The organism is Metallococcus carri (assembly GCF_011440275.1).
Classification (GTDB): Bacteria; Actinomycetota; Actinomycetes; order Actinomycetales; family Dermatophilaceae; genus Metallococcus; species Metallococcus carri.
Genome location: NZ_JAAOIV010000006.1, coordinates 1 through 20,840, shown reverse-complemented (window position 1 = coordinate 20,840; position 20,840 = coordinate 1). Strand labels below are relative to the sequence as shown.

Below are 20,840 nucleotides of genomic sequence, written 5' to 3'. Positions count from 1 at the left end.
GGGTCAGCGCTGGTCGGGGTGGCCGTACGCGCTGGAGGAGGACAGCTCCTCGGCTCCGCCGTGCAGCTTGCCGCCGAAGTCGTCACCTTCGAGGCGACGGGCCTCTTCGACGGTGTGGTCGATCTCCTCGCGGACCGGCTCGTCGTGGTGGTGCGCGGCCTCGAGTTCGGCGGGGGTCACCGGCTCGATGCGGTCGTTGAAGAAGAAGTGCGACAACCGCACCCGCATCTTGTCGGCCGCAGCCTTACGGCGGCGCACGCCGTTGCGGTCGATGCCCGCAGGCAACGAGACCGGCGCGTGCGAGGCGAAGGAGACCAGCGGCCAACGCTGGTAGCGGTTGAGCGGCTCGTGCGCCTCGAAGAAGCGACCCTCGGCGGTGCGGATGATCCGGCCGGTCTCGCGGCCATGCAACACCAGGTCACGGTCGCGGCGCTGCAACGACAGGCACAGCCGCTTGGTGATCCAGAAGGCCATGACCGGGCCGAGGAAGGTCAGGATGCGGAAGGCCCAGGTGATGTCGTTGATCGACAGGTGCAGCTTGATCGCCATCAGGTCGTTGCCGGCGGCGAAGAAGAGCACGAAGTAGAACACGAAGAACGCCATGCCGATGCCGGTGCGCGTCGGAGCGTTGCGCGGCCGGTCGAGCAGGTGGTGCTCCTCGTTGTCACCGGTGACCCACTTCTCCAGGAAGGGGTAGATGCCCATGGCCGTCCACATCAGCGGGATCAGCAGGATGGCACCGATGAACACGTTGAACACGAAGGTGTGCTCCAGCAGCGTGAACTCCAGCCGGCCCGGCAGCAGGCGCAAGGCACCGTCGGCGAAGCCCATGTACCAGTCCGGCTGGGAGCCGGCGGTCACCATCGTCGGTTCGTAGGGCCCGTACATCCAGATCGGGTTGATCGTGACCAGGCCCGAGATCAGCGCGGTCACACCGAAGACGATGAAGAAGAAGCCGCCCGCCTTGGCGGTGTAGACCGGCATCAGCGGGAAGCCGACGACGTTCTTGTTGGTGCGGCCCGGGCCGGGGTACTGGGTGTGCTTGTGCACCATCACCAAGATGATGTGCGCGGTGAACAGCCCGACGATGATCGCCGGCAGCAGCAGCACGTGCACGGTGAACAGGCGGGGGATGATCGCCTCGCCGGGGAAGCCGCCACCGAAGACGAGGGAGGCGACATACGAACCGATCACCGGGATGGAGAGCATGAAGCCCTCGGCGGCCCGGATGCCGGTGCCGGACAGCAGGTCGTCGGGGAGTGAGTAGCCGGCGAAGCCCTCGACCATCGCGAGCATGAACAGCAGCAGGCCGATGATCCAGTTGATCTCACGCGGCTTGCGGAAGGCGCCGGTGAAAAAGACCCGGGCCATGTGCAACATGATCGAGACGAGGAACAGCAGCGCCGCCCAGTGGTGGATCTGGCGGATCAGCAGGCCGCCGCGCACGTCCATCGAGATGTTGACCGTCGACTTGAAGGCCTCCGACATCTGCACGCCCTTGAGCGGGACATAGGAGCCGTTGTAGACCGTCTCGCCCATGCTCGGCACGAACCAGAAGGTCAAGAAGGTGCCGGTCAGCAGCAGGATGATCAGCGAGTACATCGCGATCTCACCGAGCATGAAGGACCAGTGGTCGGGGAAGACCTTCTTCATCAAGAAGCGGGCGCCCTTGGCGGCACCGGTGCGCTCGTCGACCCAGTTGGCGATGGCGCCGGCGGGACCGCCGTTGCCCTTGGGCTCGTCCCGCTTGTCGTCCTTGCGCAGGTCGTCAGCAGGTCGCGAGGTGGTCATGAACGCTCCCAGAAACTCGGGCCGACCGGCTCCTTGAAGCCCTGGTCAGCAACGATATAGCCCTCGGTGTCGACGGAGATCTTCAGCTGCGGCAGCGGGTGGCCGGCCGGGCCGAAGACCACCTTGCAGTCGTCGGTCATGTCGAAGGTCGACTGGTGACACGGGCAGAGCAGGTGGTGGGTCTGCTGTTCGTAGAGGCCGACCGGGCAGCCGACGTGCGTGCAGATCTTGGAGTAGGCGACGACGCCACCGATGCCCCACGCCTTCTCGCGGGCGCTCTTGATGACGCTCTCCTCGAGGCTGACCAGGATGACCGACGCCTTGACCTTCTCGTTCTGCGGGTGGGCGGCCTCGTCGATGCCTTCGGGCAGCACGTGGAAGACCGAGCCGAGCGTCACATCGGACAGGCGGATCGGGGTGTTGTCGGGGTCGCGCATCAGGCGGCGCGGCTTGCCGTTCGGCAGCTTGCTGTCCCACAGCGTGGTCTGCAGGTCGCCGACCACCTTGGAGCGGCGGAGCGGCCCGAGCGAGCCGACGAGCTGCAGGCCGAGGGGGAGGGCGAACAGGCCCATCGAGGCGCCGAGGGTGTACTTCACCAGCGGACGGCGCTTCAACTGCGCGGACTCCGCGCCCTCTTCGAGGATCTTCAGCGCACCGTCGCGGGCCTCGTCGGGCGAGCGGAGGGTATGCCGCTCCTCGACCACCTCTTCGTCGGACATCAGGGTCTTGGCCCAGTGGACCGCGCCGAGGCCGATGCCGAGCAGCGACATCGCGAGGGTGGTGCCGAGTGCCGCGTGCAGCGCCTTCATCGGGCCGATCAGCGGCAGCGTGACGACATCGTCGGCGCTGATCGCGAAATAGGACACGATGAACAGCACCGTGCCGAGCATCGACATCGTGAACAGCGCGGCGACCTGGCGCTCCGAGCGCTTGGCGGCCTTCTCGTCATGGTCACCGGCACGGTGCACATGGGGCGGCAGCCCGGGGTTCTCGAATTGTGCCGGGGCGCCGTCGCGGGTGGCGACCTCGGAATGCCCGTCGTGCGAGCTCACCGCACCGTCCTTGTCGTTGCGAGGTTGATCGATCGTCATCAGGCGGCCTTCCGTCCGAGCCAGACCGCGGCGCCGATGAGGATGCCGATGCCGATGGTCCAAGCGAACATGCCTTCGGGCACGGGGCCGAACAGGCCAAGGTTGTGGCCGCCCTGCGACGGCTCCTCCTTGACGTTCTTCAGATAGGAGATGATGTCCTTCTTGTCCTGCGGCGACAGGTTGGTGTCGTTGAAGACCGGCATCGACTGCGGCCCGGTGAGCATCGCCTCGTAGACATGCTTGCCGGACACGTCCATCAGGCTCGGGGCGTATTTGCCTCGGGTGAGGGCGCCGCCGGAGCCGGCGAAGTTGTGGCACATCGCGCAGTTGACGCGGAACAACTCGCCACCCTTGGCGATATTGCCGCCACCGTTGGTGTACTGCGACGGGGGCACCGCCGGGCCGGTGCCGAGCGAGGCGACGTATGCCGCGAGCTGGTTGATCTCGGCCTGGGTGAACTGCGGCTTGTTGGCGCGCTGGGCCTGGACCCCCGGCTGCTGCAAGGGCATCCGGCCGGTGCCGACCTGGAAGTCGACCGAGGCCGCACCCACGCCGACCAGCGAGGGACCGGCCGGGCCACCGGCGGCGTTGCTGCCGTGGCAGCTCGCGCAGTTGGAGATGAACAACTGCCGGCCAGCGGTGATCTGACCGGAGTTGGCGGTGGCCTCCGCGGCATCGGCGCTCTTGGGCGCGAGCACGGCATACAGCCCGCCCAACACGGCCATGGCGAAGATCAGCACGATCAGCAGCGCGGCCGGATGACGGCGCCGGGCGGCGAGGGCACTCACGGTTGGGTCCTGTCGTCGACGGTTCGGAAGGGGCGGGTCATGGCGGGCCTGATCACTTCAGCAGGTAGATGGTCGCGAACAGCGCGATCCACACCACGTCGACGAAGTGCCAGTAGTAGGAGGTGACGATCGCGCCGGTGGCCTGGTGGTGGGTGTACTTCTTGCTGGTGAAGGTGCGCCCGATGATCAGCAGGAAGGCGATCAGGCCGGCGGTCACGTGCAGACCGTGGAAGCCGGTGGTGAGGTAGAACATCGAGCCGTAGGCGTCCGAGTCGAGCGAGATGCCCGCGCTGAACATCTCGGAGTACTCCAGCACCTGACCGGCGACGAAGATCGAGCCGAAGATGTAGGTGAGCACGTACCACTCGCGCATGCCCCAGCTGCCGACCTGCAGCAGTTTGCCGGTGCGGGAGGGGATGCCGGCCTCGGCCTTGAACACCCCGAGCTGGCACCACACCGAGGAAATGACGAGCACGAGGGTGTTGGCGGCGGCATACGGCACATTCAGCTCGGCCGTGCGCTCGGCCCACAGGTTGGGGGCGACCGCGCGAATCGTGAAGTACATCGCGAACAGACCCGCGAAGAACATCAGCTCGCTGGACAGCCACACCATCGTGCCGACGGCGGTCATATTGGGTCGCGTCACCGGGCCGTGCCCGGCGGGGATGCCATGGTTGCTGCGCGAAGCAGTCGTTGCGGTCGCCACGTCCGCCATTATGGCCCCATCGGTATCGCGATTGCCTCCCGACCCCCCGACGTTGGAGCCATCGCGCCGTAGTGTCCAACGATGATGCGGCGCAGCGGGTTCCACCCGGCGTCGGTAGCATCGGAGTATGACGTCGACGAGCCCCCAGGCCGAGGCCATCGCCCCGGCCGCCCGCACCGCCGAGCACCGCCTCACCGTGCTCCTCTACAGCGACGACAGCTCGACCCGGGACGCCGTGCGCGTCGGTGTCGGCCGCCGCCCGGCTCGTGACGTCGAGATCGCCGCCTGGCGCGAGTGCGCGACCGCCCCGGCGGTCATCGAGGCGGTCGAGAAGGAGCGCTACGACCTGCTGATCCTCGACGGGGAGGCCACCCCGGTCGGTGGCATGGGTCTGTGCAAGCAATTGAAGAACGAGATCGAGGACTGCCCGCCGGTGCTGGTGCTCACCGGGCGCGCCGCGGACGGCTGGCTGGCGTCCTGGTCGCAGGCCGACGCAGCCGTCCCGCACCCGCTCGACCCGCTGCTGCTCACCTCGACGATCGCCACCCTCGCCCGCCAGGGCGACTGACGCCCCCGATGGCCGCCGAGCGCACCTGGCCGCAGGTGCTGACCTCGTTGCTCGCCGGGCAGGACCTCTCCGCCCAGGACACCGCCTGGGCGATGGACACCGTCATGCGCGGTGAGGCCGACCCCGCCCAGCTGGCCGGCTTCCTCGTCGCGTTGCGCGCCAAGGGGGAGACGGTGGGCGAATTGCGCGGCCTCGCCGACGCGATGCTCGCGCACGCCCACCTGATCGACGTCGACGGCGACACCCTGGACATCGTCGGCACCGGCGGCGACAAGGCGCACACGGTCAACATCTCCACGATGTCGGCGATCGTGGCCGCCGGAGCCGGTGCGCGAGTGGTCAAGCACGGCAATCGGGCCGCCACCTCCTCCTCGGGAGCGGCCGACGTGCTCGAGGCGCTGGGTGTGCGGCTCGACCTCGAACCGGCCCGGGTCGCCGAGGTGGCCCGCGAGGCGGACATCACCTTCTGCTTTGCCCAGACCTTCCACCCCTCCTTCCGCCATGCCGGTCCGGTGCGCGCCGCCTTGGGCGTGCCAACCGCGTTCAACGTGCTCGGCCCGCTCACCAACCCGGCCGCACCGCGCTATCGGGCCGCCGGGGTCGCCGACGCGCGGATCGCGCCGCTGGTGGCGGGGGTCTTCGCCGAGCGCGGGGACCATGCGGCGGTCTTCCGGGGCGACGACGGCCTGGACGAGCTCACCTTGTCGACCACCTCCACCCTCTGGTGGGTCCGCGACGGGCAGGTGAGCCGGCATACGGTCGATCCCGCCCGGCACGGACTCACGACGGTGCCGATCAGTGCGCTGCGCGGCGGTGACGCGGCCTACAACGCGCAGGTGGTGCGCGAGTTGCTCGACGGAGCGAAGGGTCCGGTCCGCGACGCGGTCGTGCTCAATGCCGGTATGGCGCTCGCCGTGGTCGCCTCAGGAGCCGGCGCGCAGCGGTTTGGTGCCGGGACGCTGGAGGACGCACTGGAGGCGGGTATGGCGCGCGCCGGCGAGGCCCTCGATTCGGGCGCGGCGCGGGCGGCCCTGGACCGCTGGATCAGCGCGACCGCCCGCTGAGGCGTTATTCGTCCAGCCCGATCGCGAAGGCCGCGCCGAGGTCGTTCTTGGAATAGGTGCGGAACGCGATGTGGGTGCGCGACTCGCGCATGCCGGGGATCTTGTTGATGCGGTCGGCGATGACGTCGTGGAAGTCCTCGTGCCGTGGGACCTTGACCAGGGCGATGAGATCGCACTCGCCGGTCACCGAATAGACCTCGGCCACGCCGTCGACCTCGGCGATCGCTTCGGCGACCTCGGGGATCTTGTCGACATCGGCCTGGATCATGACAATCGCGGAGATCACGAGGCCACTGTAGCGGCGCCGACCTCCCAGCCTCCGCGGTCGAAGCCGGCCACGCCGGACGGTGGCGCGAGGCGATGGCGGGCGGCGCCCGCGCCATTCACCGGGCAGGCCCATTCGCCGTCGACGTGCACCATCCGCACGCCCGGCCGCTCCAGCCAGGCGAGCACCTTCTCGGTCTCCTCGGTGAGCGCGGCCGGGGCGGGTGCCGTCGGCGGGGCGACTTGCTCGGCGGACTCGCGCAGCGCCTCGATATAGGGCGTGGGATCGGCCCCGCGCGGCACGAGCGTGGTGCCGGCGAACCGGCCGTAGCGCACGCACACGATCTCCCAGCCGCCCAGGGCGCTGCGCGCCGCCGCCACCACCTCGGGGCTGCGGGCGAGCGGCGCCAGCCGCTGGGACCGCGCGGCGGCCTTGAGCAGCGCCAGCATCCGGTCGCGCACGACCGCGGCGTCCTCGAACCGCTGGTCGCGGCTGAGCGCCGACATGCGCGCGTCGAGGGCGGTGGTCACCTGGCGGGCGTCGGCAGCCAGGATGCGCTCGGCCTCGGCCGCCACCTCGGCATACGAGGAAGGGGTTTGTTGGCCGATGCACGGGCCGCCGCAGCGGCCCATGTCGAACAACGCGCAAGCGGTTTCGCCCGCCCGCCGGCCCAGCCGGCGGGTGCACTGCCGCAGCGGGAGCACCTCGTGCAGCGCCGCCATCGCTAACTCGGCGGCGGAGCGGGAGGTGAAGGGGCCGGCATAGGTCGCGTCGTCGTCGCGGACCTCGCGCACGATCGACAGGCGGGGGAAGAGCTCGTCGGTGAGCTTCAGCCACATCGCTCGCTCGGGGAAGCGGCTGCGGCGATTGAACCGGGGCTTGTGCTCGGCGATCAGCCGCAGCTCGCGCACCTGCGCCTCGAGGGCGGTCTGGCACACGATTGGGGTGACCTCGGTGGCGAGGCCGACCATCTGCGACATCCGGGTGCGCTGCTCGGAGGAGGTGAAATAGCTGCGGACGCGGCGCTTGATGTCGACCGAGGTGCCGACATATAGCGCCCGGCCCTGAGCGTCCTTGAAGACGTAAACCCCTGGGGCAGAAGGCAATCCGTCGGCGAGCACCCGTTTGCGCCGCTGCGCCGGAGTGACGCGTGCGGTGTAGGACGACAGCTCCTCCAGGGTGTGCACACCCAGGTTGCCGACCCGGCCGAGCAGGGCGTGCAGCACATCGACGGTGGCCCGCGCGTCGTGCAGTGCGCGATGGTCCGGGGTGGTCGTGGCGCCGAAGAGCTGGGCCAGGGTGGCGAGTTTGTGGTTGGTGGCCTCGTCGCGGGTGACCAGTTGCCGGGCGAGGTGGACGGTGTCGAGCACCTTGGGGCCCGGCCAGACCAGGTCGAGATCGCGGCAGGCGGCGCGCAGGAAGCCGATGTCAAAGCCGGCGTTGTGCGCCACGAGCACCGAGTCGGCCGCGAACTCCAGGAACGCCGGCAGCACGGTGCCGATGCGCGGTGCCCTCGCGACCATCGCGTCGCTGATGCCGGTGAGCATCGCGATGAAGGCGGGGATCGGTTCGCCGGGATTGACCAGGGTCTGGAACTCGCCGAGCACCTCACCGCCGCGCACCTTGACCGCGCCGACCTCGGTGATCTGTGAAGCGCCGGGCCGGCCACCGGTGGTCTCCAAGTCGACGACGACGAAGGTCACCTCGTGCAGCGGGGTGCCGAGGTCCTCGAAGGTCGCCTGGACGGCGTGCGAGCCGGTCATGCAAAGGACGGTATGACCGGCCACCGACAAGACCCCTCTGACACGCGGCCGAGGGTTCGGGGGAGCGGCCCTCGACCGCTGGATCGGGAGGTGTGTCGGTGGTCGGTCATAGCGTGCGGGGCAGATCGGACGAAGGAGGCGAAGACGATGCTGATCGACTGCAACGGCTGCCCCGCACGGGGCCGGCACTGTGACGACTGCTCGATGCAGGTGTTGCTGCAACTGCTCGACGGCCCGACCGCCACGACTGACCCGGCGCAGCCTGCGCTGGACGAGCGCGAGCGGCAGGTGCTGACCGCGTGGGTGGACCTCGGCCTGGTGGCACCCGCCGATGCCCGGACCGCCGTCGTGCAGACCGCCGAGGACGGGAGCCTGCGCTCGGTGGGTTAGGCCGCCCGCTCGGGCGGAGCGGTGATCTCGCGCAAGGTCGCGAGGTCGTCGCCAGAGGGCCGCCACTGACCGGCGGCGACATTGGCGCGGATCTGTTCGGCGCTGGTGGCGCCAGCGATGACGGAGCCCACGGTCGGCATGGCCGCCAAGCCACCGATCGCGACGTCGAGCATGGTGATGCCGCGCTCCTGTGCGAAGACGGCCAGCCGCTCGATGACGTCGAAATCGGCTTCGGCGAGCCGGTCGGGCATCGACGCCAGCCGACTGTTCGCGGGGGCGTCCGCGCCGCGGCGGTATTTGCCGGTGAGCAGGCCCGAGGCGAGGGGGAAGAAGGGCAGCAGGCTCTGTCCGGTGTGCTCGAGCGCCGGCACGACCTCTGCCTCGACCTGGCGGTGCAGCCAGGAGTATTCGTTCTGCGCGCTCACAAAGGGCTCGAGCGCGCGGGTCTGCGCCACCCAGTCGGCGTCGACCACCTGCCAGCCGGAGAAATTGGACGAGCCGACATAGCGCACCTTGCCCTCGCGGACGAGTTCGGTCAGTGCGCCGAGCGTCTCGGCGATTGGTGTCTTCGGGTCCGGCCGATGCAACTGGTAGAGATCGATCCAGTCGGTGCCAAGGCGCCGCAGGCTGGCCTCCACCGCCTTTCGCACATAGCGCCGCGACCCCCGCACGCCCCAGTCCGGCCCGTTAGCGCCGTCCATGTCCATGCCGAACTTCGTGGCGATGATCACCTCGTCGCGCCGCCCCCGAAGGGCTGCGCCGAGCAGTGTCTCCGAGCCACCGCGCCCGCCGTAGATGTCCGCGGTGTCGAAGAGGGTGATGCCTTCCTCGATCGCCGCATCGACGACCGACTGCACCCGGTCATCGGCCATCCGCGAGCCGAAGTTGTTGCACCCCAGCCCGACGGTCGACACGGTCAGTCCGGAGTTGCCGAGCTGGGTGTAGTCCATATCTCGCACCCTACGATGTGGCGGTGCTGCCAGGTCGCCGTGGACGAGCCGCCGCCGTGGCGCTCCCGGTGGTTCTGGCGCTCGCGTCCTGTTCCTGGAGTATGCCGGGGTCCTCGTCCACCTTTGCGGTCTCGACCGCGCCTTCGAGGGGTTCGACGGGTTCGCCGACCTCGTCGGGCTCGTCGCGGAGCGCGGCCGGGGTGACGGTGACCGGCGCACAACCTGCCGCGCGGTTGGCCGAGGTGCTTGCCGACGCCACCACGGCCCGGCAACGGGTGCGCGCCTTCTGGGGCATCACCGCGAATCCGGCGATCACCGTGCTGGTGCCCCGCACGGTCGAGCAGTTCCAGGCGGCGGGCGGCAACGGTGACGGCTCGAGCGTGGCCGCGACTGCGCTGGACGGTGGCCGGGTGGTGCTGAGCCCGCAGCTCTTCGAGCGGGTCGACCGGCCGGGCCGGCTGGTCGTCCTCACCCACGAGCTGACGCATGTCCTGCTCGGTCAAACAGGTCTGCGCGACGTGCCGGACTGGGTGGTCGAAGGCAGCGCAGAGGTCACGGCATACGACGGCACGAGGCTGCCGTTCGCGCGGATCGCGCCCGACCTCGCAGCGAGGGTGCGGCAGGGGCGCCTGCCGAGCGGGCCACCGGCGGACGCGGCCTTCGCCGCGGCGAATCCGCAACCGGCCTATGGCGAAGCCTGGGCGTGGTGTGGCTTCCTGGTGACGCGTTTCGGGCGGGCGGCATTCACCGGTTTCGTGCGCGCGGTGGACGGGGCTGGCACGGCGTCCGGGACGACCGCGGCGTTCCGTCGAGCGTTCGGTGCCGAGCCGGCCGGCCTGACCGGCGCCTACCAGGCATATCTGCGCGGAAAGCGGTAGGTATCGTCGCGGCCATGCCCGACAGCACCCAGTCCACGGTGACGATCAACGCCGCCCCTGCGACCGTGCTCACCATCATCGCCGACTTCCCGACCTACCCCCAGTGGAGCGACCACGTGCGCCGCGCGACCGTGCTGCGCGAGGACGGGCTGGGCTGGCCGCGGGAGGTCGAGTTCGTGCTCGATGCGGGCGTCGTGCGCGACACCTACACCCTCGGCTACGACTGGGAGGTCGCTCAGGACGGCACCGGCGAGGTGCGCTGGCATCTGGTGCGGTCCAACCTGCTCAAGGGCATCGACGGCAGCTACCAGTTGCGCGGCGATCGCACGACTACGGTCACCTACCAACTGACGGTCGACATCGCGATGCCGGTCATCGCGATGCTGCGCCGCAAGGCCGAGCGGACGATCATCGACACCGCCCTGGAGGGCCTGAAGAAGCGCGCCGAGGCGTGAACGCGCCGCGGCTGATCCTGGTCGGCGGACCCGGCGGTGCCGGTTCCTCCACCACGGCGGCCGCGCTGGCCGACATCCTGGCCGCGAGCGGCGCGAAAGTCGTTGTCGCTGCTGCGGATTCGCAGTTCGGCGCCGGTGCGCTCACCGGCCCGGACGTGCAAATCTGGGAGAGCGGCGGGGCCGGTGGCGACCGGCTGGCAGCGGCGCTGGACGGCATCGGCCTGGACGCCCGACTGGCCGACCTGGTCGCGGCGGCCGGCGACCGCAGCCTGCTGCCCCTCTTCACCGCCTTGCCGCAGTTGGCCGGCCAGACCGACCACATTGTCGTCGACGCCGGAGCAGCCATCGCCGGGCTGGCGCTCGCGGCCCGGTCGAGTGGGCTGGCCGCCGGGCGGGTCGCGACCTTGCAGCGGGGCTGGTTGCGCGCCAGCCGGCCGGTCGCGGCACTCGCGCTCGACGGGCTCTGGCCGGGTGCGGACCTGCTGCGGCGCGTGCCAGCGCTGCAGCAGACGGCTGCCGAGGTCGATGACCTGCTGACGGCCGACTGCGTCGCGCTGCTCGTGCCCGGCGGGTCACCCCAGGGACCGGCGAAGGCCGACCGCCTGGCCGCGGGTCTGTCGCTCGCGCAGGTGCCGGCCGTCACCTTGGTTGAGGACGCGGATCCGATCGAACTTCTCGCAGCACCGCGCACGCCCGCCGAGGTCTCCATCACCGAGACCGGTGATGCCATCACCTGGCGAATGCCGTTGCCGCACATCGACTTTCGCGGCCTCACCGTCGATCGCGACGGCGACTTGCTCACCCTGCGGGCGTATGGCTGGCATCGCGTGCTGGTGCTGCCGTCCGCATTGCGCCGCCACCATCCGAGCCGGGCGCGCCTGGCGCAAGGCATCCTCGAGGTCACCTTCCGCGCCGCGCGCGCGGCCGCCGACGAGGAGTCTTAGATGCCCAGCCAGCCACCGCCCGGCGACGACCCGGCCGCGTCCGCCGCGTCCGTCGCCGACGAGGCGCGCAAGCTCGTCGAGTCGCTGACGCGCTGGGCCGGTGCCGAGGCATCGGCGGCCACCCAGCAGGCGGAGGCACCACCACCTCAGTCGGCCGCCGAGGGGTGCTGCTCGGGTCCGCTCACCGAACGGGTCTGCGGGATCTGTCCGGTATGCCGGGTCGCGGGCTTCGTGGACGCCCTCAGCCCCGAGATCATCGACCGGATGGCCGATTTCGTCGGCATGGCCGCCGCGTCGCTGCACGCGCTGGCGAACGACCGCCGCGGCCCCTCGCCGGAGCAGACCAAGGGGAGCGACGCGGGCACCCGGCATACGACATCCGTACCGGTTGACGGCGACGAAGACGACGACTCGGCACAATGACGCCCGTGACTTCGACGATTGGCATCGACATCGGCGGCACCAAGATCGCCGGCGCGCTCGTGTCCGGGGACGGGCGGGTGGTCCGCTCGGGCAAGCGGGAGACGCCCGCCCAGGATCCGAACGCGCTGGTGCAGGCGACCTCGGAGCTCATCAACGAGCTCGCCGACGGCGACCAGGTGGCCGGGGCGGGGGTCGCGTGCGCCGGCTACATCGACGCTGCGGGCACCACTGTGCTCTTCTCGCCGAACCTCGCGTGGCGCGACGAGCCGTTCAAGCAGCGGCTCGAAGAGCATGTCTCGGTCCCGGTCGTCATCGAGAACGACGCCAATGCCGCGGCGTATGGCGAGTACGCGCACGGCGCCGGGGCCGGCGACCCGGACATGGTGATGGTCACGGTCGGCACCGGTGTCGGTGGCGGCATCATCATCGGCGGCCAGCTGTTCCGCGGCAGCTACGGCATCGGCGGCGAGATCGGGCACATCCGGGTGGTGCCAGGTGGTCAGTTGTGCGGCTGCGGCAACCGCGGCTGCCTCGAGGCCTACGCCAGCGGCAGCGCCCTCGTGCGCGAGGCCCGTGCTCTGGTCACCAGCGGATCGCCTTATGCCGCAACGCTTTCCGAGGCGTGCGGTGGTGACCCGAGCAAGCTGGACGGCCCGATGATCACCACCGCCGCTCAGCAGGGCGACCCGGCAGCGGTCGAACTGCTCGGCGACCTCGGCACCTGGCTGGGCGAGGGCCTGGCCACGATCGCCTCGGTGCTGGACCCCTCGCGGTTCGTCATCGGCGGCGGCGTGGCCGACGCGGGCGACCTGCTGCTGGAGCCGATGCGGGCGGCATACGGCCGGCTGCTCACCGGGCGCGGCCACCGGCCGCTCGCGACCTTCGTCACCGCCGACCTCGGCAATGACGCGGGCATGATCGGGGCGGCCGCGCTGGTGCGGGAGCGTCTGTGAGCGAACGCCTCGCGATCGGGGTCGACATCGGCGGCACCAAGGTGGCCGCCGGGTTGGTCGACGAGTCCGGCCGAATCGTGCAGCGCGCCCGGCGCGACACACCGCATCGTTCGACCAAGCCGCATGTGGTCGAGGACGTCATCGTCGACGTCGTCGAAGAACTCGTCGGGCTCGCCTCGAGCCCGCCGGTCGCGGTGGGCATCGGGGCTGCCGGCTTCGTCTCGTCCGACCGGGCCACCGTGGTCTTCGCACCGCACCTGTCCTGGCGGCACGAGCCGCTGCGGGACGCCCTGACCCAACGGGTCGACCTGCCGGTGTTCGTCGACAACGACGCGAATGCCGCCTGCTGGGCCGAGCACCGGTTCGGCGCCGCGCAGGGAGAATCCCATGTCGTCATGGTGACCCTCGGCACCGGCATCGGCGGCGCCGTCCTCGTCGACGGGCAGATCCAGCGGGGCCGGTTTGGCATCGCGGGGGAGTTCGGGCATATGCAGGTCGTGCCCGACGGACACCGGTGCGAGTGCGGCAACCGTGGCTGCTGGGAGCAGTACGCGAGCGGCAACGCTCTGGTGCGCGAGGCACGCTCGCTGGTCGTCGCCGGGTCGCCCCTCGGTGCCGACCTGGCCGCCCTCGTCGACGGTGATCCGCTGCGGCTCACCGGCCCGATGATCACCGAAGCCGCCCAGGCCGGCGACCCGACCGCCGCCGAGTTGCTCGCCGAGATCGGCACCTGGCTCGGCACCGGCCTGGCCAATCTGGCCAATGCCTTCGACCCGGGCGCCTTCGTCATCGGCGGCGGGGTCAGCGCCGCCGGTCCGATGCTGCTCTCGCCCGCGCGGGACTCCTTCCGGCGGCACCTGTCCGGCCGCGGTTACCGCCCCGAAGCCCGGATCGCCCACGCCACCCTCGGCAACGAAGCCGGCCTCGTCGGGGCCGCCGACCTCGCCCGCGAAGGAAGTGACGCATGATCCGCGACCCCCACCGACTGCGCGTGGCGTCCTACAACGTGCGTGCGTTCAAGGACGACCGCGCGGCGCTGCGCGAGGTGGTCCGCACCATCGACCCGGACCTGCTCTTCCTGCAGGAGGCTCCGCGACACCCGTTGTCGGACAGTCGAATCGGTAGTTTCGCCGCCTCGGTCAAGATGACCTGGAGCGGCGGCAAGCGCGGCTGGATGAGCACCACGATGCTCACCGGATTGCGCGTGGGCGTGCACTCGGCGGTGCACCGCAACCTGCCCGTGCGCCGCGGTGACGAACCGCGCGGTTACGCGATCGCGATGGTCTCGCTGCCCGGTCACTCGCCGCTGACCGCGGCCAGCCTGCACATGACGCTGCGGGGTGCCGAGCGTGGACCACACGCGCAACTCGTGCTCGGCGAATTGCGCCGCGCGGGCCTGCCGGCCGTGATCGGGGGAGACCTCAACGAGACACCGGGCAATGTCGTCTGGCGCACCTTCGCACCGGACCTGCGACCGGTCAGCGCGGACGAGCCGACCTTCCCGGCCAAGGCTCCGGTCAAGCGGATCGACGCGATCTTCGCCTCGCCGTCCTTGCCGGCCACCGTGCCACAACTGGAGATCGATCCCGCGTTGTTCGGCCGGGCCACCGACCACCGGCCGATCGTCGTCGACCTCGACCTGTCCGCCCTCGCCCGCTAGAAGGCTTACAGGACCGCGCCGTCGTCGTCCGGGTCCTGGTCCTCGCGGTTCGGCGGCTGGCGGATGACCAGCAGCACCACCCCCATCACGCTGGTGGCGCACGCGAGCACCCACCACAGGCCGCCGGCATACCGGTCGAAGAGGAACAGATAGAGCAGCCACAGTGGACCACCGATCAGGCAGACCGCGATCACCCAGAACATCTCGTCCCGCGGCAGCGGCCGCGGCTGGGGCGGGGTGAAGGTGTCCACCTCGTCGATCAGGCTTTGACCGGTCGGCATCCGCCACTGGTCGGGCAGGTCGAGCGGCGCAGGCTCGGGGTCAGGCTCAGGTTGAGGTTCAGCCTCGTCGGACTTCGCACTCGCATCGGAGTCGACCGGCGAGCTTGGCCATTCCTCACCGATAATCTCGGCGAACCGCCGGTCGATGTCGTCGTCGGACGGGCCGGTCACGACGTGACCTTCCGGGCGAAGGCGAGCAGGTGCCGGGCCACCTCGTCGGGGCGCGTCTGTGCGCCGCCGGAGATCTCGCGCACGGTCAGGTCGGTGCTCGAGACGCGCGAGGCGAAGATTTCCGCCGCCTCGGCGTATGCCGGACCGAGGGCCACCGACCGGATCAGCAGCACCGGGGCGGTCACATCGGACAGATCACGCGTCACCCGGGTGGCGAGCTCCCACTGCCGGGCCCGGGTTAACACCGGCAAACCACCACCGGAGCCGGAGGCACCGAACGGGCGGCGCGCCCGGGTGAGGCCCTCCATCGCCCGGGCAGCCCGGTGGATGCGCGACAACGGTACGGGCGCGGCCAGCGGGTCGATCGCCACCAGGCCGAGCACGTCATCTCGGGTGCAGGCCACCAGCGCGGCGAGCGCCGCCCCGGCCCCAGCTCCGGCGACGACCAACCGACCGCCGCGAGTGGTGACTTCGGCACAGGCGGCGTCGAGTTCGGCATACCAATCACTCCACCGGGTGCGCGCGAGATCGCGCGCGGTGGTGCCGTGACCGGACAGCCGAGGCACCCGCACGGTCAGCCCGTCGGCGATCAGCGCCTGCGCGATCTGCGCGACGCCGCCGGGCGTGCCACCGAGGTCGTGGCACAGGACCACCGAGGTCGCCGCGCCGTCGTGGGCCAGCGGTTCGGCGCCCTGCCTGATCTGCATACGGTCATCCTCGCATCCTTCGGCCGGGCATAGCCGGGGACGGATAGGGTGCGAGGCGACACGAGACGCACGGGAGGCGACGGTGCTGTACTGGCTGATGAAGCGGGTCCTGATCGGCCCCGCGCTCAACCTGATGTTCCGGCCCTGGGTCGATGGTGAGCAGAACATCCCCGACAAGGGCGGTGCGATCTTCGCCAGCAACCACCTGTCGTTCTCCGACTCCTTCTTGTTGGCGCTGATCCTGCCGCGGCGGATGACCTTCGTCGCCAAGGCGGACTATTTCACCGGCACCGGGCTCAAGGGCCGGCTCACCAAGGCGTTCTTCTCCGGCGTGGGCCAGATCCCGATCGACCGCTCCGGCGGCAGCGCGTCCGAGGGCGCGCTGAAATCCGGTCTGCAGGTGCTGCGCCGCGGAGAGTTCTTCGGCATCTACCCCGAGGGCACCCGCTCGCCCGACGGGCGGCTCTACAAGGGCAAGACCGGCGTCGCCCGCCTCGCGCTCGAGGCCGGGGTGCCGGTGATCCCGGTCGCGATGATCGGCACCGACAAGGCCCAGCCGACCGGCCAGATCGTCCCCAAGATCATGCGGATCGGCATCCGCATCGGCAAGCCGATGGACTTCTCCCGGTATGCCGGGATGCAGGACGACCGCTTCGTGCTGCGCTCGATCACCGACGAGGTGATGTACGAGCTGATGCTGCTGTCCGGGCAGGAGTATGTCGACGTCTACGCCTCCACGGTGAAGGACCGGATCGCGGGCAAGGTCAAGGAGATCGGCGGGGCTGCCGCGCACATCGTGACCGACCGGGTGCGGCGCGGCGGCGACGGCAAGCCGGAGGCTGTCGAGGCCCCGCCCGAGTCCGCGGAGGAGACGACCGACGCCGACTCGAGCGATGTCGCCGTCGACGCGGACGAGCCCAGCCGGGCGTCCGGATCCTGAGCAGGCCGTCCGCACTGCGGTCGCCTGCGGCGCGCCGCGACACGCCGCGTACCCTGCTGATGTGAACGTTCGCGCCACCTTCGACGACACCCTGCCCGCGGCTCAGCAGCCGACCTGGCCCGACCAGGAGGCGCTGCGCGCCGCCTCGGCCGAGCTCGGGTCCCTGCCCCCGCTGGTGTTCGCCGGCGAGTGCGACATCCTGCGCGAGCGCCTCGCCGATGCCGCCGTCGGCCGCGCCTTCGTGCTGCAGGGCGGGGACTGCGCGGAGATGTTCGCCTCCGCCACCGCCGACAACATCCGGGACCGGGTCAAGACGATCCTGCAGATGGCCGCGGTGCTCACCTATGGCGCGAGCACGCCCGTGGTCAAGCTGGGGCGCATCGCCGGGCAGTACGCCAAGCCCCGCAGCAAGAACGACGAGACGCGCGGGGAGGTGACCCTGCCGGCATACCGCGGGGATATGGTCAACGACTTCGCGTTCACGCCCGAGGCGCGCACGCCCGACCCGCAGCGGCTGGTGCGCGCCTACCACACCAGCGCGGCCACGCTGAACCTCGTGCGCGCGTTCACCACCGGTGGGTTCGCCGACCTGCGCCATGTGCACGAGTGGAACCGCGGCTTCGTGGCCAACTCCGCCTACGCCCGCTACGAGTCGATGGCGGCCGAGATCGACCGGGCGATGAAGTTCATGCTCGCCTGCGGTGTCGACTTCGAGTCCACGCCGATGTCGGCGGTGGAGTTCTTCGCCAGCCACGAGGCGCTGCTGCTCGACTACGAGCGCCCGCTCACCCGGATCGACTCACGCACCGGCAACCCGTATGCCGTCTCGGGTCACTTCGTGTGGGTCGGCGAGCGCACCCGGCAGCTCGACGGGGCGCACCTCGATTTCGTCTCGCGCATCCACAACCCGATCGGGGTGAAGCTCGGCCCGAACGCCGACCCGGACGAGGTGTTGCGGATGATCGAGGTGCTCGACCCGCAGCGCACGCCTGGCCGGCTGACCTTCATCACCCGGATGGGCGCCGGCCTGGTCCGCGACCGCCTCCCGCGGCTGGTGGAGAAGGTCACCGCCGAGGGCGCTCAGGTGGTGTGGGTGTGCGACCCGATGCACGGCAACACCTTCGAGTCCTCCACGGGCTACAAGACCCGCGAGTTCAACACCATCGTCGATGAGGTCGAGGGCTTCTTCGAGGTGCACGAGCAGCTCGGCACCGTGCCCGGTGGCGTGCACGTCGAGCTCACCGGCAATGACGTGACCGAGTGCCTGGGCGGTTCGGAGCGGATCATCGACGCCGACCTGGAGAAGCGTTACGAGACGGCCTGCGACCCGCGGCTGAACCACCAGCAGAGCCTGGAGCTGGCCTTCCTCGTCGCCGAGATGCTCGCCAAGCGGTCGGCGGTCTGATCAGACCACGCTGAGCGTGATCGTGGTGCCCTTGCGCACCTGCTGGCCCTCGGCGATGCTCTGGTCGCGGACGGTGTCGAAGATGCCGCCGAAGACCCGCTGCACCTTCACCGTGAGCCCGAGAGCCTCGAGCTTTTGCTGCGCCTCACCGGAGGACAGGTCGATCACGTTCGGCACCGTCACCATCTCCGGGCCCTTGCTGACCGTGAGCGTCACGGCATCGCCCTTGTAGCGCGTGGTGCCGCTCGGCGGGTCACTGCTGATCACCGACCCCGACGGCACGGTGTCGCTGTAGGCGTCGGTCGCGTAGTCCACCGCCAGCCCGAGGCCCTTCAGCTGGCTCTCGGCGTCGGCCTTGGCCTTGCCGGTGACGTCGGGCACGGGGATCGGCTGTTTGCCCTTGCTCACCACGAGTTGGACGGCCGTGCCGGGCTTGAGCGAGGCGCCGGAGGCGGGATCGCTGGAGATGACCCGACCGGACGGCACCTTCTCGTCATACGCCTCGGTGACCGCGCCCAGTTTGAGGTGCGAGGAGGCGAGTATGCCGACCGCCTGGTCGCGGGTCTTGCCGGCGAGGGCGGGCACGGCATACCGTTCCGGGCCCTTGGAGACGCTGAGCGTCACGGTGCTGCCGCGGCGCACGTCGGTGCCGCTGCCGGGAGCGGTGGTGATCACCGTGCCGGCGGGCACCTGCTCGCTGAAGGCGGGCGCGACCTTGGCGCGGAAGCCGGCCTGATGCAGCGCGGCGACGGCGGCGCCCTGCTGCTGCCCGCGCACCGTGGGCACGGCGACCTGACCGAGCGGGCCGAGGGTGAACAGCCACCCGGCGAAGGCGGCGACCAGCAGCAGCGGCACGAGCAAGAGCGCCAGTCGCCGACGCCGGTAGACCGACCGGGGAGTCGGGCCGGGCAGGTCCTCGGCCGTGCTGAACCGGCCGGTCGCGGTGGCGAGATTCTCGGTGTGGTTCACCGGCTCCGGCGGACGGCCGGGGGTGGCGATGGGCCGGCCCGGCGATCGGGGCGGGGCGGGTGTGGCGCGCTGTCGCGGCCGGGCGGGGGCGTGCTCCAGGGTGTCGTGGTCGAGGCTTTGCCGGGTCGTGCGCAGGGCGACCAGCAGGTCGGCGGCGGAAGTTGGCCGGTCCTGCGGATCCTTCGCGGTCGCCAAGGCGATCAGGTCGTCGACCTCCGGCGGGACCGTGGACACGGTGTCGGAGGCGCGTGGCATCGTGCCGTGCACATGCTGGTAGGCGACGTGGATGGGGGAGTCGCCCGGGTAGGCCTTGGCGCCGGTGAGGAGTTCATAGAGCAGCAGACCCGCCGAATACACATCCGAGCGCTCGTCGACGGTGCCGTGCTCGACCTGCTCGGGCGACAGATACGACGCGGTGCCGAGCAGCACGTTGCTGTCCGCGGTGACCGAGTCGGTGCTGACCGCCCGGGCGAGGCCGAAGTCGGTCACCTTGACCACGCCGTCGTCGCCGATCAGCACGTTCTCCGGCTTGACGTCGCGGTGGACCAGGCCGGCCCGGTGGGCCGCGGCCAGGCCGTCGAGCACCGGATCCATCAGGTCGAGCGCGCGGCCCACCGGCAGCGGCGCGTCCTCGCGGATCACCGAGCGGAGCGTGCGACCGCGCACCAGTTCCATCGCGAGGAAGACATAGTGCTCGTCGCTGCCCTGGTCGGTGACCGACACGACATGGGGATGCGACAGCCGCGCCGCGCTGCGCGCCTCGCGGCGAAAGCGCGCCACGAAACCCTCGTCGCCCGCCAGATCACGGCGCATCACCTTCAGCGCGACCTCGCGGTCAAGCCGTTCGTCCATCGCGACGAAGACCGAGCCCATCCCACCGTCGGCGATATGCCGCAGCACGCGATATCGCTGGTCGACGATCCGACCGACGATCGAGTGGTTCACGGTGGCGGGCACGCCCTCCACTGTAGATTCCGCCGGCGCCTGCGGCGGTCAGGTATGACGGCGGTGTGGCGCGTCAGTAGCGGGACATGTGCGCCTTGACCGCGCGCACGTAGGCCTTGGTGTCGGGGTACATCCCGCGCGACTGGACCCCGCCGAGCCCCTGGTAGTAGCCGGCGATGGCCTGGTCCATCGACGAGGCGTGGGTGGTGAGGAAACGCAGGATCACCACGCCGGCGCGGATGTTGTCCTCGGTCTTGTAGAGGTCGACCTTGCGGCCGTCGAGTTCACCGGCCCAGACGCCGCTGCTCGGCATGACCTGCATGGTGCCGACGGCATTGGTCGAGGACACCGCGCGCTGGTTCCACCCGGACTCCTGCCAGCCGATGGCGAGCGCCAGCTTGGGGTTCACGCCATACCGGCGGGCGGTGGCGACGATGAGCGCGCGCGTCTGCTCGCGGTTGGGCACGCTGGTGCGGGCGAGCTTGGCGCGCGAGGCCGCGATCTCGCGTTGCAGCTTGGTCGTCGGCCCGGGCTTCTTGGGGGTGGCGCGCTTGGCCGGCGGCTTGGCGGGGGCGGCCTGGCCGGGGATGAGGATGCGCTCGCCGGTGGGGTTGACCCCGTTTCGTGGACATCTCGTTAAGCGGCTTGGTCGGCCGCGGTGATGAGTGTGTTCTCGAAGGCTATCGGGCTGATTTGGCCGAGCGAGCTGTGTCGCCGGCGCTGGTTGTAGACC

The 20,840-nt window shown here is 70.4% G+C and carries 23 protein-coding genes; 12 read left to right on the top strand and 11 right to left on the bottom strand.

From position 1 onward, the window contains the following. Positions 1–3: 3 nt before the first annotated feature. The 4 genes from qcrB to ctaE are packed head-to-tail and all read right to left on the bottom strand — an operon-like array spanning position 4 to position 4,385. On the bottom strand, positions 4–1,791 hold the full coding sequence (qcrB, locus tag G9U51_RS09240; RefSeq protein ID WP_166196277.1) for a cytochrome bc1 complex cytochrome b subunit: 1,788 nt from the start codon (positions 1,789–1,791) through the stop codon (positions 4–6). Beyond that, positions 1,788–2,882: a cytochrome bc1 complex Rieske iron-sulfur subunit gene (qcrA, locus tag G9U51_RS09235; protein ID WP_166196275.1), complete on the bottom strand. Its 1,095-nt coding sequence runs from the start codon at positions 2,880–2,882 to the stop codon at positions 1,788–1,790. Before qcrA ends, qcrB begins: the two co-directional genes overlap by 4 nt. Continuing rightward, entirely contained in the window at positions 2,882–3,670 is a 789-nt protein-coding gene (gene qcrC, locus G9U51_RS09230; protein ID WP_166196273.1) for a cytochrome bc1 complex diheme cytochrome c subunit, read from the bottom strand. Before qcrC ends, qcrA begins: the two co-directional genes overlap by 1 nt. Positions 3,671–3,722: 52 nt before the next feature. Next, positions 3,723–4,385: an aa3-type cytochrome oxidase subunit III gene (gene ctaE / locus G9U51_RS09225; RefSeq protein WP_166196271.1), complete on the bottom strand. Its 663-nt coding sequence runs from the start codon at positions 4,383–4,385 to the stop codon at positions 3,723–3,725. Positions 4,386–4,503: 118 nt separating this feature from the next. Here ctaE and G9U51_RS09220 point away from each other — a divergent pair, with 118 nt between their 5' ends. Both G9U51_RS09220 and trpD read left to right on the top strand, forming a co-directional pair. After that, complete coding sequence (locus tag G9U51_RS09220; RefSeq protein ID WP_166196269.1) at positions 4,504–4,944, top strand: response regulator; 441 nt, start codon at positions 4,504–4,506, stop codon at positions 4,942–4,944. Positions 4,945–4,952: 8 nt separating this feature from the next. Then, positions 4,953–6,008 (top strand): anthranilate phosphoribosyltransferase, encoded by a 1,056-nt coding sequence (gene trpD / locus G9U51_RS09215; protein ID WP_166196267.1) that lies wholly within the window; start codon positions 4,953–4,955, stop codon positions 6,006–6,008. A gap of 4 nt (positions 6,009–6,012) precedes the next feature. On the opposite strand, the gene G9U51_RS09210 is transcribed toward trpD, so the two are convergent. Further along, complete coding sequence (locus tag G9U51_RS09210; RefSeq protein WP_166196265.1) at positions 6,013–6,294, bottom strand: Lrp/AsnC family transcriptional regulator; 282 nt, start codon at positions 6,292–6,294, stop codon at positions 6,013–6,015. Beyond that, a complete protein-coding gene (locus tag G9U51_RS09205) occupies positions 6,291–8,036 on the bottom strand; it encodes a DEDD exonuclease domain-containing protein (RefSeq protein WP_166196263.1) in 1,746 nt (581 codons plus the stop codon). Before G9U51_RS09205 ends, G9U51_RS09210 begins: the two co-directional genes overlap by 4 nt. 147 nt (positions 8,037–8,183) lie before the next feature. Here G9U51_RS09205 and G9U51_RS09200 point away from each other — a divergent pair, with 147 nt between their 5' ends. After that, positions 8,184–8,426: a hypothetical protein gene (locus G9U51_RS09200; RefSeq protein ID WP_166196261.1), complete on the top strand. Its 243-nt coding sequence runs from the start codon at positions 8,184–8,186 to the stop codon at positions 8,424–8,426. Here the strand turns inward: G9U51_RS09200 and G9U51_RS09195 are convergent. Beyond that, on the bottom strand, positions 8,423–9,376 hold the full coding sequence (locus G9U51_RS09195) for an aldo/keto reductase (RefSeq protein ID WP_171715569.1): 954 nt from the start codon (positions 9,374–9,376) through the stop codon (positions 8,423–8,425). The genes G9U51_RS09200 and G9U51_RS09195 overlap by 4 nt on opposite strands. A gap of 200 nt (positions 9,377–9,576) precedes the next feature. On the opposite strand from G9U51_RS09195, the gene G9U51_RS09190 reads away from it, so the two are divergent. From G9U51_RS09190 to G9U51_RS09160, 7 genes are read left to right on the top strand one after another with little or no spacing between them, the layout of a single operon-like run. Continuing rightward, entirely contained in the window at positions 9,577–10,254 is a 678-nt protein-coding gene (locus tag G9U51_RS09190) for a hypothetical protein (RefSeq protein ID WP_166196257.1), read from the top strand. Between the two features lie 14 nt (positions 10,255–10,268). Then, positions 10,269–10,709, top strand: a complete 441-nt coding sequence (locus G9U51_RS09185; RefSeq protein ID WP_166196255.1) for an SRPBCC family protein — start codon at positions 10,269–10,271, stop codon at positions 10,707–10,709. Continuing rightward, positions 10,706–11,653 (top strand): ArsA family ATPase, encoded by a 948-nt coding sequence (locus G9U51_RS17845; protein ID WP_166196253.1) that lies wholly within the window; start codon positions 10,706–10,708, stop codon positions 11,651–11,653. The genes G9U51_RS09185 and G9U51_RS17845 overlap by 4 nt, the downstream gene beginning before the upstream one ends. After that, complete coding sequence (locus tag G9U51_RS09175; protein ID WP_166196251.1) at positions 11,654–12,076, top strand: hypothetical protein; 423 nt, start codon at positions 11,654–11,656, stop codon at positions 12,074–12,076. A 5-nt stretch (positions 12,077–12,081) separates the two neighbouring features. Then, on the top strand, positions 12,082–13,029 hold the full coding sequence (locus G9U51_RS09170; protein ID WP_166196249.1) for an ROK family glucokinase: 948 nt from the start codon (positions 12,082–12,084) through the stop codon (positions 13,027–13,029). Next, positions 13,026–13,997: an ROK family glucokinase gene (locus G9U51_RS09165; protein WP_166196247.1), complete on the top strand. Its 972-nt coding sequence runs from the start codon at positions 13,026–13,028 to the stop codon at positions 13,995–13,997. Before G9U51_RS09170 ends, G9U51_RS09165 begins: the two co-directional genes overlap by 4 nt. Next, the gene (locus tag G9U51_RS09160) at positions 13,994–14,689 is read left to right on the top strand and encodes an endonuclease/exonuclease/phosphatase family protein (protein WP_166196245.1); all 696 of its coding nucleotides are present in this window, start codon (positions 13,994–13,996) and stop codon (positions 14,687–14,689) included. The genes G9U51_RS09165 and G9U51_RS09160 overlap by 4 nt, the downstream gene beginning before the upstream one ends. Before the next feature lie 5 nt (positions 14,690–14,694). On the opposite strand, the gene G9U51_RS09155 is transcribed toward G9U51_RS09160, so the two are convergent. Both G9U51_RS09155 and G9U51_RS09150 read right to left on the bottom strand, forming a co-directional pair. After that, positions 14,695–15,141 carry a hypothetical protein gene (locus G9U51_RS09155; RefSeq protein ID WP_166196243.1) on the bottom strand — a complete coding sequence of 149 codons (447 nt, stop codon included), beginning with the start codon at positions 15,139–15,141 and terminating at the stop codon, positions 14,695–14,697. Continuing rightward, the gene (locus tag G9U51_RS09150; RefSeq protein ID WP_166196241.1) at positions 15,138–15,848 is read right to left on the bottom strand and encodes an alpha/beta hydrolase; all 711 of its coding nucleotides are present in this window, start codon (positions 15,846–15,848) and stop codon (positions 15,138–15,140) included. Before G9U51_RS09150 ends, G9U51_RS09155 begins: the two co-directional genes overlap by 4 nt. A 97-nt stretch (positions 15,849–15,945) precedes the next feature. Between G9U51_RS09150 and G9U51_RS09145 the strand changes: the two genes are divergently transcribed. Continuing rightward, the gene (locus G9U51_RS09145; RefSeq protein ID WP_207948176.1) at positions 15,946–16,788 is read left to right on the top strand and encodes a lysophospholipid acyltransferase family protein; all 843 of its coding nucleotides are present in this window, start codon (positions 15,946–15,948) and stop codon (positions 16,786–16,788) included. Continuing rightward, positions 16,742–18,193, top strand: a complete 1,452-nt coding sequence (locus G9U51_RS09140; protein ID WP_166196237.1) for a class II 3-deoxy-7-phosphoheptulonate synthase — start codon at positions 16,742–16,744, stop codon at positions 18,191–18,193. Before G9U51_RS09145 ends, G9U51_RS09140 begins: the two co-directional genes overlap by 47 nt. On the opposite strand, the gene pknB is transcribed toward G9U51_RS09140, so the two are convergent. Both pknB and G9U51_RS09130 read right to left on the bottom strand, forming a co-directional pair. Then, positions 18,194–20,119, bottom strand: coding sequence for a Stk1 family PASTA domain-containing Ser/Thr kinase (gene pknB, locus G9U51_RS09135; RefSeq protein WP_166196235.1), 1,926 nt, complete (start codon positions 20,117–20,119; stop codon positions 18,194–18,196). Between the two features lie 61 nt (positions 20,120–20,180). Then, positions 20,181–20,573: a lytic transglycosylase domain-containing protein gene (locus G9U51_RS09130; protein WP_166196231.1), complete on the bottom strand. Its 393-nt coding sequence runs from the start codon at positions 20,571–20,573 to the stop codon at positions 20,181–20,183. Positions 20,574–20,840 lie beyond the last annotated feature (267 nt).

What these genes read in the sequence shown, in the direction of transcription:
- qcrB (WP_166196277.1), bottom strand. Translation starts at nt 1,791, where the DNA reads ATGACCACCTCGCGACCTGCTGACGACCTGCGCAAGGACGACAAGCGG.
- qcrA (WP_166196275.1), bottom strand. Translation starts at nt 2,882, where the DNA reads ATGACGATCGATCAACCTCGCAACGACAAGGACGGTGCGGTGAGCTCG.
- ctaE (WP_166196271.1), bottom strand. Translation starts at nt 4,385, where the DNA reads ATGGCGGACGTGGCGACCGCAACGACTGCTTCGCGCAGCAACCATGGC.
- G9U51_RS09220 (WP_166196269.1), top strand. Translation starts at nt 4,504, where the DNA reads ATGACGTCGACGAGCCCCCAGGCCGAGGCCATCGCCCCGGCCGCCCGC.
- trpD (WP_166196267.1), top strand. Translation starts at nt 4,953, where the DNA reads ATGGCCGCCGAGCGCACCTGGCCGCAGGTGCTGACCTCGTTGCTCGCC.
- G9U51_RS09205 (WP_166196263.1), bottom strand. Translation starts at nt 8,036, where the DNA reads ATGACCGGCTCGCACGCCGTCCAGGCGACCTTCGAGGACCTCGGCACC.
- G9U51_RS09200 (WP_166196261.1), top strand. Translation starts at nt 8,184, where the DNA reads ATGCTGATCGACTGCAACGGCTGCCCCGCACGGGGCCGGCACTGTGAC.
- G9U51_RS09195 (WP_171715569.1), bottom strand. Translation starts at nt 9,376, where the DNA reads ATGGACTACACCCAGCTCGGCAACTCCGGACTGACCGTGTCGACCGTC.
- G9U51_RS09185 (WP_166196255.1), top strand. Translation starts at nt 10,269, where the DNA reads ATGCCCGACAGCACCCAGTCCACGGTGACGATCAACGCCGCCCCTGCG.
- G9U51_RS09175 (WP_166196251.1), top strand. Translation starts at nt 11,654, where the DNA reads ATGCCCAGCCAGCCACCGCCCGGCGACGACCCGGCCGCGTCCGCCGCG.
- G9U51_RS09160 (WP_166196245.1), top strand. Translation starts at nt 13,994, where the DNA reads ATGATCCGCGACCCCCACCGACTGCGCGTGGCGTCCTACAACGTGCGT.
- G9U51_RS09150 (WP_166196241.1), bottom strand. Translation starts at nt 15,848, where the DNA reads ATGCAGATCAGGCAGGGCGCCGAACCGCTGGCCCACGACGGCGCGGCG.
- G9U51_RS09145 (WP_207948176.1), top strand. Translation starts at nt 15,946, where the DNA reads ATGAAGCGGGTCCTGATCGGCCCCGCGCTCAACCTGATGTTCCGGCCC.
- G9U51_RS09140 (WP_166196237.1), top strand. Translation starts at nt 16,742, where the DNA reads ATGTCGCCGTCGACGCGGACGAGCCCAGCCGGGCGTCCGGATCCTGAG.